We start from the raw sequence: 14,730 nt of genomic DNA, 5'->3' as shown, positions 1-14,730 counted from the left end.
AACAACGATGCCCGTCTAGGCTCTCGAAGCCCCCTGCTCATCAAACTAAGTCGTAAACGCTTCGCTCGCTGGGTAAACCCGGGCCAGCCGATCTAGCATCGGTGTGGGCCGTTGGGTCATGCTGTGAAACGCACAGCCGGCGCCAGGCAAGCTGGGGAGTAATCGATTCGTTTTTTGTCGCGGCAAGCCGCTGCGACAGGTTGAAGCCCGGAAAGTTATCGGATTTCCGTAACTTTCCGTAAGTCGGGGGTCAGATGCTGTCTTGGAACATTGGCCTGGAAGGGCGAAGGTGGACTTCCGAAGAGGTCCGCGTGAGAGCAGAGCTCATTCCGCCGCGCATCGAGGTGATCGATGGACTGATGCTCTGGTCCGACGAGGAGCGCATGCAGCTGCTAGCAATGCTCCTCGAGAACGTCGGCACGCGGGCAGCAGTCAGGCTGGGCAGTCCGGAGGTCTGGAGGCAGGCACTAGATCAGCGCGATCCGTCTTAGGCACCGTCCGCGACGGCAGCCGACGTGTACGAGTGGAAAGGCGGGCAGGACGCTGGCGTTCGAGTGAGGTAAAGCGTGGCCGGAAAGCTCCGAAGAGGCTACAGGCGCAAGCGCATTATTGAGCAGCGGTCCCTTACGTCCTTCACGCCGTCAACGAGCGGCAGGTTCTGCCTCGCCAGACTCTAAGCTCATCAGTCTCAAGTCCGTCAGCATCTCGCGGTGAACGCCCAGCGGCGCTTGCTCAAGCGTCTGAATGAGGGGCATGAGTCAGGAGCTGGCAATCAATGCCCGCTCTTGACCGGCAACAACAGTGCGAACTGGCGGCCCTTGCAGCCTGGGATCTCAAGCCGTGACGGAACCATCGGGTACGGCGAAGAACAAGTGTTCACAGCAATTGCTTACGTTAGGGCGGTCAGGCTTGCAGATGGAACCGTGTGGGAGGTCGCGCCCACTCAACCCCTTCGACCAGACCTCATCGTTCGCTGGATTTGCCTTCAACAGCTGGTTGATGCGGCTGAGCAACTTGGCCGGCACGTCGTTGCGCCTGGCGTTGGTTCGCAGGGGGTGCGCAAACATGTCGTGGAGGTAGAACCGCTCACCGGTGCGCCGGACGGGCTCGATGCGGCCACCCATCAAAAGCCACAGTCGGTCCGCGCGCAGCGGGTCGGAGGTGTGCAGGGGTTGATGCTTCACTTGGAGCTCCTTCGCGCTGTGCGCTTGGCGTCGACTTGGGGTTCATCGGAGAAGATGGCCAGGAACTCGGCCTCCTCCTTCAGGCGCCGGCGGTTGGCCGGCGTGTTGGGGACTTGGTCATCCGGCAGATAGCACGCCGCCCAGTCCGCCGACGATGGCAGCGGCGCGCGGTAGATGCCGCAGCCGTGGACGTCCTCGACGTGGGCGCGAACGTAGAACAGCGGGTCGTCGCGGACTGCTTCCATGGCGCCCAGCGGGCTTGTGGGCATGTCTTCGAGCGAACTGCCGATTCCGCGCCGCTGCACAGTCAGCGGGACCTCCAGATACCGCAGGAGCGAGTCGGTGCTGCGCAAGAAGATGACCAACCGGCTCATGAAGGCATCTCGCCCCATGTTGTGGGCTGCCGTCGCCTCGCGCAGAGCGTCGGCCGTCTCGGGCTGAACCTCGATGTTGACGCTGGTCAGGTCCTGGCGCTTGAGCACGCCGGCGACGTGCCGCTTCGCTCGGGTTGACTGCTTGAGGCCCTTCAGTTCCTCGCGCAGGTTGGCGAGCTCGCGCCTGACCATGTAGTCGAGGAACGGCGCTCGAGACAGGAAGAGGCTATCGGTCTGGCCCTTGAACGCGTCCCACAGTCGGGTGGGAATCCGGAAGCTGATTGCTGACTTCGGCATGGTGTCTTCGGCTGGTGGAATGCCGAGACTGTGCCGTAGAGGGTTTCCTCTGTGAAGCCGTCGTTTTTAGAGGTTTGGCCCCGGAAATCGCTCGGGGCCGGTTATGCCCTCAGCGTGGCTACCCGCGCCGGCAACGTCTGCAGTACCTCGCATTGCGGTCGCACAGGCCCGCCCTGGCAGCCGCACCGACGGTCGGCCTGAGAGCGCTTACCTTGAGTTCACAGGTTGACCGCGAACGGCCGCACCCGCCACAGACCTTCCAGCCACCATGGGAAGGTTAGGAACAGGCTGGGTAGACTCGTTCGGGATGGTGGCCCGAGTGACTGCTGCGATCATCACCGGACGATCCGCGGTCGGCGTCACGGTCGCCCTGGCCGCGCCCGGTGTCGCCGTGGTTTCGACGATTTTTGACGATCGGTGGGGGGTAATGAGCGGAACCTCGACGGCGACGCCGATCGACACCGGCGTGCTGGCTCGGCGCCTGGCGGCCGACGCGGCCGTGCTCGGCATTCCACGCGATAGTGCACGCGCTGGAGCAATTTAGGGCTGCCGCCCAGTATGCAAGGCACCGGTCTGGCGCGATGATCACCCCATGGCTCGCTACGTCTTCTCCTTCGCTACCGCCGCGATCGGCGCGGTACCGCTCGCTTCGGCGAGGAGGACGGCGAACTCGCATGGCGCGACCGTGCTTCGTGCGATTGCTGGCACGATGCTGCTCGAAGCTCCGCCAGCCACGGCAGCCGCGGTCGCGAAGGCGCTGCCGGGCTGGCGATACACTCCGGAACGGAAAACCTCCCGTGTGCCGGAGCGGACACAGCTCCAACGTGCCCGCCAGTTGGCCAAAGCGCCTTGATCGTAAGTTTGATGACGATGATGGTGAATGGTCGCGGTGCTGAAGCCTGCAACGGTGACAACGAATTCGCTGAGCGCGACCCGGTGGCAGGCCAACTCATCTGATCGATACGGCGCCGGGCACGCTCAAAGTGGAGGTTCAGCCGCGGGCAGGTCCAGGGGCCAGAAAGGCCAGCAACGGCCTACCGGTTCGTGAGGTCAAGTGAGCCAAACTAGTTCGCGTCGGGCAACAAGAGCAAGTCATTGATGCGAAACAATTTTCGCTCGGTTCGCTCGGTTCGCGAACTTCGCCCCGCGCCGCGCGGCGGCGCCGGCATCACAGTTCGGCAACCTGACGATTTTTTCATTGGCGGGAGGCGTCTTTGCAGTGATCCCGAACATTGCGGGGCGCCCGTCGGCCGGCCAATCATGAGCCAGCACCGGTCATCCAGGTGCTCCCCGACTCAGGCTCCGGGAGACCAGTCCGACGGCAAGAGCAGCCGTTCGATGCTGCCGGCTGCGGTCACGGTGTCCGAGTGGCGGCTTCGGGGTTCGGCGACCGTCGCAGATCGACCCATTGCTGAAGTACGGTGGCTTGAAGAGCGGTCATCCACAGCAGATGGAACGAGCCTCGACAATGTTTATGTCAACTAGACAGGCGATTGAACGGCTGCGACTCGCCACTGACTCGCCCTCCATGAGGACCGTTCGGTCGGCGCTGGACGGCCAGGATCGGACGGCCTCCACGGGCTGCTTATGGCAGGGCGACCGCCAAGCCTAGCCGCCAAAGCGCTTACGGCACCTCAGGCGGGGGACTGACCAGCTGCCTTGTGCAAGTGCTCGCTCAGAAGCCTGTAGAACCAGAACGCCTCGTGGTTTTCCATCAGTTTGCCTAGACGTCCAGGGGAAAGCCCGGTGACCCTGCGCACCTCGCGCCCCAGGTGGGACTGGTCGGCAAAGCCCGCTTCAGCAGCCACCGAAGCCAGGTCTGGGGCCGCACCCTGGGCCTGCGCCTGCGCTGTAGCGCGAACCATGGCCTGCTCTGTGCGCACATACAACTGCAAGTCCCGATGGCTCTGGCCGGTCCAATCCTTGAATCGACGCTGCGTGCGGCGCAAGCTGGCGCCCGGTCTGGAGAAGGCGGCCCGCACCGCCATGGATTGCACCCAGCCGCGCAACGTCGGCAGCACTTGACCTTCGTGCATGCCCTGCCAAAGGTGCAGCAATCCGGCTTCAAGGCGATGAAGCGGATCGCGGGCGTCGACCTTCGCGATGTCGAGCAGCGCGTCCAGCACGGCACCGGTGGCAACCGCCTGCAGCGGCACGATCTTGTCGAGGAAGGGCTCAACGCCAATGCCCAGCAATCTGGACAAGGCTTCCGGATAGAAGGCCACGGAAAGCGCATACACCGGGCCGGGCGACCAGCTGGCCGATGGCTTTCGGTGCGGGCCGGAGAACACGACACGCGGCAGCGCCGGGGCCAACACCGGAGGCACCGATGCCGAATGCCGTTCGACCACCATGTGCAACTCACCCTCGAAGATCCAGGAGACCATGGGCAGCGGCGTGGCTGGGTAGTGGTTGAAGCGCTGCGCATCCGTCAAAGACCGGCCCCGGGTGTCGCGTTCAACGGCCATGTAGACGCAGGCGCCGAGTGCGGGACGCGGAAGGTACAGGCGGGCGCTGGTGGGCAGTGTCACGGGTGCTGTCGGCTCCGTTCTAGACCCGCTGATTGGGGCCAAGGACACTGGGCAATGCCTCTCTCTCCGAACCGCGATGCCCAAGACTATCATGCAGGGACGCCCATCCCACCAGCTGCGCAGCCTGGCCACCCTGCTGGCTACCACGGTCGCCGTGCTGGACAGCCGTTGCATTGGCAAGCCCCTGGTGCCGCAGTGGAGCGCCGGCTTCGAAATCGGAACCCTGTTCTTTCGACGCCAGTTCATCCACGCCCTGGCACTGCGCGACATCGCAGAAGGTCGGGCCTACTTCGACAGCCTGTATTCGGTGGTTGTCGATAAACCTGAGGTGGATCAGAAGCCCAGCGCCGCGGGCGAACCGCGCGGCGACTGGTTCATCCCACGGGGCCACCAAAGCCCGCTGACCCTTCTTTACTTCCACGGTGGTGGCTATGCGTTCTATGGCGCGGTGTCTCGGCACTTCATTGCCATGCTGGCGCAGATGCTTCAGGTGCCGATCTTCGCGCCCGACTATCGGCTGACACCCGAGCACCCCCACCCTGCGCAACTCGAAGATGGTCTGGTGGCCTACCGGCACCTGCTGGGTGCCGGCGCCGACCCGAAGCACGTGGTCGTCGGTGGCGACTCGGCGGGTGGGCACCTGGCCTTGATGCTCTTGGCGAAGCTGCGTGCCGCCGGCCTTCCCCAGCCCGCGCTGGCCATCGGACTCAGCCCGTGGACCGACATCGGCAGGCGCGGCGAGAGCCAGTTCGGCAATGACCGGTACGACATGGTCCAGGGCTGCCAGACGCTGCAATACGCAGCCTGGCTGAAAGGTGACACGGGTGCCAGTGACGCCGACCTGTCCCCGATCCATCAGAGCTACCGTGACGCGGCCCCGGTCTACCTTCAGGCGGGCGGCAAGGAGATCCTCGTCGACATGATCCGCGACTTTGCGAGGAGCCTTCAGTTGCAGGGCGCACGCGTGCGCTTGGACGTCTGGGAGCACATGACGCATGAGTTCCATGCCTACGGCGACACCTTGGTGCAGAGCCGGCAAGCCATCGCCGGCATCCGTGAGGCCATGGCGTGGGCCACAGGCGCCGATGCCGGCACACTTGCGGTCGGTCCGCAAACCGAACTCGACGGTCTTCGGTTCGTCGGCAATCGGATCTGAGGCGCTGCGACGTCGAATGCGTCGAGCGAAGGCGCCGCCGCGCACTCGAGTGTGGCAGGCCGCCGAGCCAGCGGTACTGGGGGCAGGCCCGCATCAACTCCGCAGCTTCGAGACCCAAATGCGGATCCAACGCCGCGCCGACATGGTCGAGCAGGATGTCGGGACGCGATGACAGCATCCGCGCCGCTTCAAAGTACGTCCCAGGCGACTTCTCCGCGCGCAGGTGGCCGACCATGACCGCGCGCAGGTGTTTCGATGTCTTGTCGAGCCGCCGCCAGGCTGAGCACGACTGCAGGACCGCCCGCGCCTTTGCCTGAAGGGCGTGCGGCAAGGATCGGATGCCCAGTTCGTCCAGGACGATCAGCCGGTCAGCGCCGGTCAGCGCCACGATCATCGTACGGCGGGCGTGCAGCGCGATCATGAGCGCCTCGTCGCCGCCCTGCCAGTCCGACGCCAGGCGAACGTTGTATGAACCGCGCAGCATGCCGGCCCAGCGCCGGGCCGTCTGCCAATTGCCGTTGTTCGCGTCAGCCAGCGCGGGCGTGACGATGACGATGCCCTTGGGCTGCGCCGGCCGAGGTTACCGCGACAGTTCCAATCGAATCCGAGCGGCGGTGAGCGCCTTAGACCGCCAACGAGGATCCGCCGCCCAGGGCTTCGCAGACTCGGCGCAGCCGGCCTTCCGCATCGTCCGCGACCGTCTTCACACCCGGCTTGCCGACCAGACCGACCATGGTCTGGGGATCCAGGAAGCCGACCACGACGCGGCCGGGAACTTCCTCGCGGACGATCACGTTGCAAGGCAGCAGCAGACCGATGTCCGGTTCGGCCTGCAAGGCCTTGTGCGCCAGCGGCGGATTGCAGGCGCCCAGGATGCGATAGGGCGGCATGTCGGCACCCAGCTTCTCCTTCATAGCGCGCTGGACATCGATGTCGCTCAGCACGCCGAACCCTTCGGCCTTGAGTGCCGCCGTGGTCTTGGCCAGGGCGTCGTCAAAGGACAGTCCCGTGAGCGTGGTGGTGAATCCGTACATATCAGACCTCTCGTTTCATTGAGGCCGAATTGGCCGGGAAGACGGGGCCGCCTGCCGCACCGACAGGTGCATGCCGCCAGTGTCGCGCAGCGGCGATCGACGTGCATTTCTCGATACATAGTTGGGTATGTCGCAATCGGAGTATAGTGGTAAGTATCTGATGACTTACCGAATGCGCATACCAGCATGCAGACTCGCCTCCCCACCGAAGAACGCCAAGCCGAGATCGTCGAGGCCGCGCTGCGTCTGGCGAGTGAATCGAGCCCTGCGCTGATCACCACTGGCGACATCGCCGCGGCGATCGGCGTCACGCAGGGCGCGGTGTTCAAGCACTTCCCCACCAAGGATGCCATCTGGCTGGCCGCCATGCGCTGGGTGCGCGAAACCTTGCTGCTGCAGAACCTTCAGGCCGCGGCGGACCAGTCCGCCACACCTCTGGACGCACTGGCCGCGATGTTTCGGGCGCATGTCGAATTCGTCATCGCGCATCCGGGCGTGCCCAGGTTCATCTTCCACGAACTCCAGCAACCCGCCGACTCGGCGGCCAAGCTCGAGGTGCGTGGCGTGCTCCAGGGCTACCGCAAGCTGCTGCTCGGCCAACTGGCCCAATCGATCGAACAGCGACAGGTCAGCGCGGACCTGGACCCCGAGGCTGCCGCCACCAGCTTCATCGGCCTGATCCAGGGTCTTGTCATGCAATCGATGCTGACCGGCAAACCCGCGGCCATGCGCCAGCAGGCCAACGCCATCTTCACCCTCTACCGGCGCGGTCTCGGGGAGGCGCGATGAATGCCTCATCGATCGGAACGCGCCGGCTCGCGCTGATCGGGCTCGGCATCTTGCTGGTTGCAGCGATGAGCTACGTGGTCATGCGCTCCGGGCCGTTGGCGCCGACCCGCGTCACGGTCGTCCAGGCGGCCGAGGGCCAGATTACCCCACAACTGTTCGGCATCGGCACGGTCGAGGCCCGGCGCAGCTACCTGATCGGGCCGACCACGGCCGGCCGGGTGCGTTCGGTGACCGTCGATGTGGGCGACACGGTCAAAACCGGCCAGCCGGTGGCCGAAATGGACCCGGTGGACCTGGACGAACGCACCGCCGCACTCGACGCGTCGGTGGCCCGCGCGGGCAGCGCCATGGCCGCCGCCGAGGCGCAGCGCCGCGACGCCCAGGCGCGCAGGGAACTCGCGGCTGTCAACGCGCGCCGGTACGTCGAGCTCGGCCGGCAGAACTTCATCAGCACCGGCGCGGTCGACGCCCGGTTGCAGGAGCAGGCGTCGGCCGACGCCCTCCTCACCGCTGCCGAAGCCAACCTGGTTGCAGCCCGGCAGGACCAGCAGCGCCTGGTCGCCGAACGCGCCGGCCTTCGCCAGCAGCGGGCCAACGTTCGCCTGCTGGCCCCTGCCGACGGTGTCGTCACCAGCCGCGATGCCGAGCCCGGCTCGACCGTTGTCGCCGGACAGGCCGTGCTGCGCGTGATCGAGCCCTCGTCGTTGTGGGTCAAGGTGCGCCTGGACCAGGCGCGCTCGGGTGGCCTGACGGTGGGCCTGCCTGCCCAGATCGTGCTGCGTTCGAGCCAGGGCCGCCCCCTCCCCGGCAAGGTCGCCCGTGTCGAGGCCCTCAGTGACAGCGTGACCGAGGAACGCGTGGCGCAGATCGGCTTCGACCAGGTGCCCGCCGGCCTGTCGGTGGGCGAACTGGCGGAGGTGACCCTGTCGCTTCCGCCGACCTCGAAGGCGGTGCTGCTGCCCAATGCCGCCATCAAGCGCCGGAATGCGCAGACCGGTGTCTGGGTGATCGACGCAGGCGCCTTGCGCTTCGCGCCCGTGCGAACAGGCCAGGCGAGCCTGGACGGCCAAGTCCAGGTGCTTGGCGGTGTCAAGCCCGGCATGACCGTCGTTGTCCACAGCGAAAAGGAAATCGGCGAGCGCGGCCGCATCGCCGTGGTCGATGCGCTCGCGGGGCGACAGCCGTGATCAGCCTGGCCGGCAGGGACATCCTGCACTCCTGGAGCAAGTTCGTGCTGACCGGCATCGGCCTGGGCCTGCTGATCGGCGTGACCCTGACCATGGCGGGGGTGTACCGCGGCATGGTGGACGACGCGCGGGCGCTGCTCAACAACAGCGGCGCCGACCTCTGGGTGGTACAGCAGGATACGCAGGGGCCCTACGCCGAATCGTCGAGCCTTCGCGACGATGCAGTGCGCAGTGTGCTCGGACTGCCCGGCTTGGCGCGCGCCGCCAACGTGACCTACCTGACGATGCAGGTGCGGCGGGCCTGGGCCAGCGGCGCGGCGCCGGCCGGCAGCGGCGATGACGACGTGCGCGCAATGGTGGTTGGCTTCGAGCCCGGCCAGCCGGGCGAACCGGGCTATTTGGTGGCCGGCCGGCAGATCACACGCAGCCACTACGAGGCTGTCGCCGACGTACGTACGGGCTTCAACCTGGGCGAACGCATCCGCATCCGCCGCCACGACTACACGGTGGTCGGGCTGACGCGGCGAATGGTGTCGTCGGGTGGCGACCCGATGGTCTTCATCCCGCTGAAAGACGCTCAGGAAGCGCAATTCCTGAAGGACAACGACGCCATTGTCAACGAGCGCGCCCGCACCGCGGCCAACCCGAGCCTCAACCGCCCGGGCGTGCCGGGACTGCTGGAGGCGATCCAGGCGTCGCAGGCCAACAACCGCAATGTGAACGCCATCCTCGTGCAGGTGCAGTCTGGCACCGACGCCGAGGTGGTGGCCGAACCGGTGCGCCGGTGGAAGCACCTGGAACCCTTCACGCGCGAGCAAATGGAAGAGATTCTCGTGGCCAAGCTGATCGCCACGTCGGCCAAGCAGATCGGCATGTTCCTCGTGATCCTGGCGATCGTCAGCGCAGCCATCGTCGCCTTCATCATCTACACGATGACGCTGGGCAAGATCCGCGAGATCGCGGTGCTCAAGCTGATCGGCACGCGCAACCGCACCATCGCCGGCATGATCCTCCAGCAGGCGCTGGGCCTGGGCCTGATCGGCTTCGTCGTCGGCAAGGTGGCGGCGACCTTCTGGGCGCCGATCTTCCCGAAATACGTGCTGCTGGAGCCGGGCGACGCGGTGCGCGGGCTGGTGGCGGTGGTGATGATCTGCGCGCTGGCCAGCACGCTGGCGATCCGGGTCGCGCTGAAGGTCGACCCGGCCGCGGCGATCGGAGGCTGAGGTGGGCGAACTCGGCATCCGCATCGAACACCTGCGCAAGCGCTACGGCGAGGGTGACACGGCCGTCGACGCCTTGAAGGACGTGAACATGACCGTGGCCCCGGGCGAGGTGGTGGGCCTAATCGGCCCATCCGGCTCGGGCAAGAGCACGCTGCTGAAGTGCCTGGGCGCGGTCATCGAGCCAAGTGGTGGCCGGATGGTGCTCGGCGGCGAAGCTATCTACGACGACGGCTGGAAGATCCCCGACTTGCGCGCCCTGCGGCGCGACAGCATCGGCTTCGTGTTCCAGGCACCCTACTTGATCCCCTTCCTCGATGTCACCGACAACGTCGCCTTGCTACCGATGCTGGCCGGGCGCCCCAATGGCGAGGCGCGCGCGCGTGCGCTCGAACTGCTGGCCGCACTGGACGTGGGGCACCGCGCTGCGGCGCAGCCGTCCGAGCTGTCGGGCGGTGAACAGCAGCGCGTGTCTATCGCGCGCGCCCTGGCGAACCGGCCGCCGGTCATCCTGGCCGACGAGCCCACGGCGCCGCTGGACAGCGAACGGGCCTTGGCCGTCGTGCGCATCCTCAACCAGATGGCCACGCAGTACCACACGGCCATCATCGTGGTAACCCATGACGAGAAGATCATCCCGACCTTCAAGCGGATCTATCACATCCGCGACGGCCGGACCGAAGAAGAGGCGGGGCAAGGCTTGAGCCACTGACCCGATCCAGTCCGGTTGCAGCAGCCGTCAACAAGGAGCAAGAGTGTGAGCACATCCAAGGCGGATTGGCTGGTGAAGTCACTGGCAGGGGTCGCTGTGCTCTTCGGACTGCTGACGGTCCTGTCCGGCGGTCGCCCACTGTTCGGCGGCGAAGCGGCGCGGCTGGCCGCCGGGGCCATAGTGCCCTTCGTGCTCTGGTTCAACTTCGTCGCCGGGTTCGCCTACGTGGCCTGCGGTCTGGGGCTTTGGCAGCGGCGGCGCTGGTCGGTACCGCTGGCCGTCTTCATCGCCGCCGCAACCGGCCTGGTGTTCGCCGCCTTCGGCGTCCATGCATGGAGTGGTGGTGCGTACGAGACGCGAACCGTCGGCGCGATGGCGCTGCGCACGTTACTGTGGGCGGGGATTGCAGCAACCGCCCACCGCGTGCTCCTGCAACGCATCTGACTGAACGGCCGGCACAAGGTGGCTATCGAAGGTGACCAAGCCGGGCCCGTCGGCTGGTCTATCAACACCGAGCGAACCCAGTCCTGGCAATCCTCGGCGAACGAATCGCGCACTACCGCGTCCGCGCAGCTGCGCCGCGCGTTCTCGTAACAGTCTGGGCCCCCGCAGTTCAACGGGGGATGAAGAACGTCGACTTCTCGAACTGGATGGCCGATCGGTCTGCGCTGGTGCCGGAGGTGGGCTCCACGCGCGTGACCGCAAACATCACGGGCACCGACCGGCCTGCGAGCCCTTGCGCCACGACGAAAGGTAGGCGCAAGCTCACCGACGTCGACGTCACGGCAGCCGGGCCGGCGCTGGTCGGCGTTGCCACGACCTCCAACCCGTCGATCCCGGAGGCGTCAACCCGGTAGATCTGCGGAGCCTCCGTGCGATTCATGATCTGGATGCGGTAGACGTTCTCAACCACGCCCTCCTCCACCACACGGGCCAACGCGCCACGGTCCTTGACCACATCGAACTTGAACGGGCTGCGCATCGCCACGCTGGCTGCGAAGGTGACGCTGGCCGCCGAAAGCACTGCACCGTAGATCAGCACACGCGGACGCAGCGCGCGCTTGAGCATCTGCAGCCGTGACCAGCCGTTCACCACGCCGTTCTCCGTGGAGTAGCGGATGAGCCCTTTGGCATAGCCCATCTTGTCCATCACGTCGTTGCAGACGTCGATGCAGGCCGCGCAGCCGATGCATTCGTTCTGCAGCCCGTTGCGGATGTCGATGCCAGTAGGACACACCTGCACACACAGCGTGCAGTCGATGCAATCACCAAGTCCGTGAGCGGCCGAGTCCGCCTTGCGCGAGCGCGATCCGCGCGGGTCGCCTCGCTTCGCATCGTAGGTGATGATCAGCGAGTCCTTGTCGATCAAGGCGCTCTGAAAGCGTGCGTAAGGGCACATGTACTTGCACATCTGCTCGCGCAGGAAGCCCGCGTTACCGTAGGTGGCAGCGCCGTAGAACAGGACCCAGAACGCGTTCCATCCCGACAGGTTCCAACTCGCCAGGTCCATTGCGAGCTCGCGGATCGGCGTGAAGTAGCCGACGAAGCTGAACCCCGTGAACAAGGCGATCGACAGCCACGCCGAGTGCTTGGCGCCCTTGCGCCAAATCTTGTGCCACCGCCACGGTTGCTGGTCCAGGCGCATGCGGGCGACCCGGTCGCCCTCGATCTTCCGCTCGGCCCACATGAAGATCTCGGTGTAGACCGTCTGCGGACAGGTGTAGCCGCACCACAGGCGACCCGCCACGGCGGTGAAGAAAAATAGCGCCAATGCAGACAGCACCAGGAGCGCCGCCAAAAAGATCAGGTCCTGCGGATAGAGCAGCAGACCGAAGATGTAGAAGCGCTGGGCCTCGAGGTCGAACAGCACGGCTTGCCGGCCACTCCACTGCAGCCAAGGCAACCCATAGAACAGCAGTTGCGTCAGCCACACGAATACCCAGCGCCAGTTCGCGAACCAACCCTTGACCGCCCGCGGGTAGATCGTCGGCTGCTTCTGGTACATCGAGACGAACTGAGCGCTGTCCTCCACCTTGGCGCTCGCCGCGACGATGGGGATGACCTTTGCCGGCTTGGACATGCTCAGCGCCCGTGGGGAAGCCGGAAGATGAGGGTCGTGCGTCGAGTCATCGCTTCAGCTGGTCGAGCTTGCGCTCGATCCGGCTCCACTCCTCAGCGTCCGGTAGCGCCAGCTTGGTCTTCGTGATGGGCTTCCACTCCCTGGAAAGCTCGGCGTTCAGCGCCGTGAAGTGCTGTTGATCCGCGGGTACGTCTTCCTCGCCGTAGATCGCATTCACGGGGCACTCGGGCACGCACACCGCGCAGTCGATGCACTCGTCCGGGTCGATGACCAGGAAGTTCGGCCCCTCCCGAAACGCATCGACTGGACAGACGTCGACGCAGTCGGTGTACTTGCACCGGATGCAGGCCTCGGTGACGACGAAGGTCATCGTGCACGGCGCCCGAGGTCAGCCGCAGCAGGCGCCGCCCGAGCAGCAGGAATCGCCGCGCGCAGCGGGTTGCGCGGTGGCGGCGTTCGCGGTGCGGGCGATCTGGATGCGCCAGACCGACGGGCCGGCCTCCAGCACCGTCCACTCGAACTGCCCGTACGAACGGTCATCGAACTGGTAGTGCAAGGGTTGGGGGTTGTGGTCATTGACCAACTGCAGCGCCTGCCCGACGGCCAAGCCGTCGAAGCGGCCGAAGATCAGCGGGTGGCGCTCGCGGGGCGGGATGGTCCGCAGATCGAGCACGTGGGTCGGTTGGATCAGGGTGGCAGTCATGGGGACCTTTCAGGGGGCGTTGGGCATCACCGCGAGCGCAGCCGCGCCTTGGTGATGCGTTGAAAAACTTCAGGCTGAGATCGGCTTGTAGAAGAGCCCGAGCGCTGCGTCGCGTCAACCATCCTTGCCGTCCAGCCGGCTGGCCACCAGCCAGGGGCCGAACCGCCAAAGGTAGAGGGTGAACGCCAGCGCCCAAGCGACTGCCGCCGCGATCAGCGCGTCGGCAGTGAGTGCCGGTGCGAGCATCGGCAGGGCCACGCGGACCACTGCCGCAGCCAGCACCAGCAGATAGGCCGTCACTTCAAGGCGCGACGCCTTGAGTGGACGGCCGGTATGGCCGCGCGCGGTCCGGGTGATCATGCCGACGATGAGTCCAGCCGTGGCGCCGACGGCAAGGGCATGGATGCCGGCAGATGTCGACACGAAACGCATTTGAGCGGCTGCGAGCAACGCGAAGCCCAGGGGCAGCCAGGCGTAGGCCATATGCAGCACCCACAGGATGGGCCGCGCCTTCGTGCGCCAGGGCTGCCAGTGCCACAGCCGCGATGTGTGCAGCAGCGCAGCCAAGCTGAAGCCTGCAGCCGTGATCGGGTTCACGGGCAACAGCACCCAGGCCGCCAACGACAACGCGGTCGTGGCCAGCGCGGCACGCTCAAGCCACGGCGGCGTCTGGAGTTTCAGACCCGGCAATGCCGACATCGTGAAGGCCGGGATGACGCGCCCGGCGATCACGCACTCGATCATCACGATCAAAGCGAGGCCAGCGTACAGCGCACGCAGGGGGTCGATGCTCAACCATCCCAGCGCCGCCGCATGAAACGCGAGGTTGGAGGACGCCAGCAGCACGACCACAGCACCCAGCGGAAGATTGCGGCGGTTCCCCGACTTCCAGAGCACCCGCAGCAACACCCCGGCCACCCAAGGCAGCAACAGGGCATCGAGCAACGCGTACATGGCGTACGGCGCACCAAGCGCTGCCAGCCGCGCCGCCAGCCAGATTGTCGCCATCACGGCCAGGGTGGCGCCGCGCGGCGTGGACAAGCCGGTCCAGGCCTTTCCGGCCGTCAGCAGGAAACCCACGATCACCGCGACCGCAAAGCCGAACAGCATCTCGTGGGCGTGCCACAACAGCGGGGGCATCGTCGCCGGCAGCGCCGCCACGCCCAGAAGGGCTGCGACCCAGTACGGCACCGCGAGCGCCGCGAAGGCCGCCGCGCCGAGGTAGAACGGACGGAAGCCCAGCCGGAACAGCGGCCAGCCAGGCAGCGGGAACTCCATGCTCGGCGCCCTGGCGTCAGCGCTCGGCACGCCGGCCTGCGGGACGAGAGGAATGGCGCTTGACGGGCTTTTCATGATGGAGACCTGGCTTCGGGGAAGCGACGAAGCCGAATCTAAAGCTGTACGGTGTGTGCATGTTAATGACAACCGATCCTTAAAGCAATACACTGCATGCATCTTTAAGA

General features: G+C 66.0%; 16 protein-coding genes. 8 read left to right on the top strand and 8 right to left on the bottom strand.

Annotated elements, in window-relative coordinates; genetic code table 11:
- Nucleotides 1-833 precede the first annotated feature (833 nt).
- Entirely contained in the window at nucleotides 834-1,184 is a 351-nt protein-coding gene (locus ACG01O_RS00245) for a hypothetical protein (RefSeq protein ID WP_394379833.1), read from the bottom strand.
- On the bottom strand, nucleotides 1,181-1,855 hold the full coding sequence (locus tag ACG01O_RS00240; protein WP_394379830.1) for a hypothetical protein: 675 nt from the start codon (nucleotides 1,853-1,855) through the stop codon (nucleotides 1,181-1,183). Before ACG01O_RS00240 ends, ACG01O_RS00245 begins: the two co-directional genes overlap by 4 nt.
- A gap of 319 nt (nucleotides 1,856-2,174) precedes the next feature.
- Here ACG01O_RS00240 and ACG01O_RS00235 point away from each other — a divergent pair, with 319 nt between their 5' ends.
- Both ACG01O_RS00235 and ACG01O_RS00230 read left to right on the top strand, forming a co-directional pair.
- On the top strand, nucleotides 2,175-2,399 hold the full coding sequence (locus ACG01O_RS00235) for a hypothetical protein (protein ID WP_394379827.1): 225 nt from the start codon (nucleotides 2,175-2,177) through the stop codon (nucleotides 2,397-2,399).
- Between the two features lie 48 nt (nucleotides 2,400-2,447).
- Nucleotides 2,448-2,708 carry a hypothetical protein gene (locus tag ACG01O_RS00230; protein ID WP_394379825.1) on the top strand — a complete coding sequence of 87 codons (261 nt, stop codon included), beginning with the start codon at nucleotides 2,448-2,450 and terminating at the stop codon, nucleotides 2,706-2,708.
- A gap of 781 nt (nucleotides 2,709-3,489) precedes the next feature.
- On the opposite strand, the gene ACG01O_RS00225 is transcribed toward ACG01O_RS00230, so the two are convergent.
- Entirely contained in the window at nucleotides 3,490-4,386 is an 897-nt protein-coding gene (locus ACG01O_RS00225) for an AraC family transcriptional regulator (RefSeq protein WP_394379822.1), read from the bottom strand.
- Between the two features lie 76 nt (nucleotides 4,387-4,462).
- Between ACG01O_RS00225 and ACG01O_RS00220 the strand changes: the two genes are divergently transcribed.
- Entirely contained in the window at nucleotides 4,463-5,542 is a 1,080-nt protein-coding gene (locus ACG01O_RS00220) for an alpha/beta hydrolase (protein ID WP_394379820.1), read from the top strand.
- Between the two features lie 623 nt (nucleotides 5,543-6,165).
- On the opposite strand, the gene ACG01O_RS00215 is transcribed toward ACG01O_RS00220, so the two are convergent.
- Nucleotides 6,166-6,576 carry a DUF302 domain-containing protein gene (locus tag ACG01O_RS00215; RefSeq protein WP_394379817.1) on the bottom strand — a complete coding sequence of 137 codons (411 nt, stop codon included), beginning with the start codon at nucleotides 6,574-6,576 and terminating at the stop codon, nucleotides 6,166-6,168.
- 186 nt (nucleotides 6,577-6,762) lie between these two features.
- Between ACG01O_RS00215 and ACG01O_RS00210 the strand changes: the two genes are divergently transcribed.
- Genes ACG01O_RS00210 through ACG01O_RS00190 form a run of 5 tightly spaced genes read left to right on the top strand, consistent with a single transcriptional unit; the run spans nucleotide 6,763 to nucleotide 10,928 of the window.
- Nucleotides 6,763-7,365, top strand: coding sequence for a TetR/AcrR family transcriptional regulator (locus ACG01O_RS00210; RefSeq protein ID WP_394379815.1), 603 nt, complete (start codon nucleotides 6,763-6,765; stop codon nucleotides 7,363-7,365).
- The gene (locus ACG01O_RS00205; RefSeq protein WP_394379812.1) at nucleotides 7,362-8,552 is read left to right on the top strand and encodes an efflux RND transporter periplasmic adaptor subunit; all 1,191 of its coding nucleotides are present in this window, start codon (nucleotides 7,362-7,364) and stop codon (nucleotides 8,550-8,552) included. Before ACG01O_RS00210 ends, ACG01O_RS00205 begins: the two co-directional genes overlap by 4 nt.
- Nucleotides 8,549-9,775, top strand: coding sequence for an ABC transporter permease (locus tag ACG01O_RS00200; protein ID WP_394379809.1), 1,227 nt, complete (start codon nucleotides 8,549-8,551; stop codon nucleotides 9,773-9,775). Before ACG01O_RS00205 ends, ACG01O_RS00200 begins: the two co-directional genes overlap by 4 nt.
- A 1-nt stretch (nucleotide 9,776) precedes the next feature.
- On the top strand, nucleotides 9,777-10,484 hold the full coding sequence (locus tag ACG01O_RS00195) for an ABC transporter ATP-binding protein (RefSeq protein ID WP_394379806.1): 708 nt from the start codon (nucleotides 9,777-9,779) through the stop codon (nucleotides 10,482-10,484).
- A gap of 45 nt (nucleotides 10,485-10,529) precedes the next feature.
- The gene (locus ACG01O_RS00190) at nucleotides 10,530-10,928 is read left to right on the top strand and encodes a hypothetical protein (protein WP_394379803.1); all 399 of its coding nucleotides are present in this window, start codon (nucleotides 10,530-10,532) and stop codon (nucleotides 10,926-10,928) included.
- Between the two features lie 169 nt (nucleotides 10,929-11,097).
- Here the strand turns inward: ACG01O_RS00190 and ccoG are convergent, their stop codons facing one another.
- The 4 genes from ccoG to ACG01O_RS00170 form a co-directional block, all read right to left on the bottom strand.
- A complete protein-coding gene (gene ccoG / locus ACG01O_RS00185) occupies nucleotides 11,098-12,564 on the bottom strand; it encodes a cytochrome c oxidase accessory protein CcoG (RefSeq protein WP_394379800.1) in 1,467 nt (488 codons plus the stop codon).
- 46 nt (nucleotides 12,565-12,610) lie between these two features.
- Nucleotides 12,611-12,934, bottom strand: coding sequence for a ferredoxin FdxA (fdxA, locus tag ACG01O_RS00180; RefSeq protein ID WP_128199345.1), 324 nt, complete (start codon nucleotides 12,932-12,934; stop codon nucleotides 12,611-12,613).
- An 18-nt stretch (nucleotides 12,935-12,952) separates the two neighbouring features.
- Nucleotides 12,953-13,267: a DUF2249 domain-containing protein gene (locus ACG01O_RS00175; protein WP_394379796.1), complete on the bottom strand. Its 315-nt coding sequence runs from the start codon at nucleotides 13,265-13,267 to the stop codon at nucleotides 12,953-12,955.
- Nucleotides 13,268-13,381: 114 nt separating this feature from the next.
- Nucleotides 13,382-14,545 (bottom strand): NnrS family protein, encoded by a 1,164-nt coding sequence (locus ACG01O_RS00170; RefSeq protein ID WP_394379794.1) that lies wholly within the window; start codon nucleotides 14,543-14,545, stop codon nucleotides 13,382-13,384.
- Nucleotides 14,546-14,730: the final 185 nt, after the last annotated feature.

Origin of the sequence: Pelomonas baiyunensis (genome assembly GCF_043555935.1) — a bacterium.
GTDB lineage: Bacteria > Pseudomonadota > Gammaproteobacteria > Burkholderiales > Burkholderiaceae_C > Pelomonas > Pelomonas baiyunensis.
This window is presented reverse-complemented; position numbering and strand designations above follow the sequence as displayed.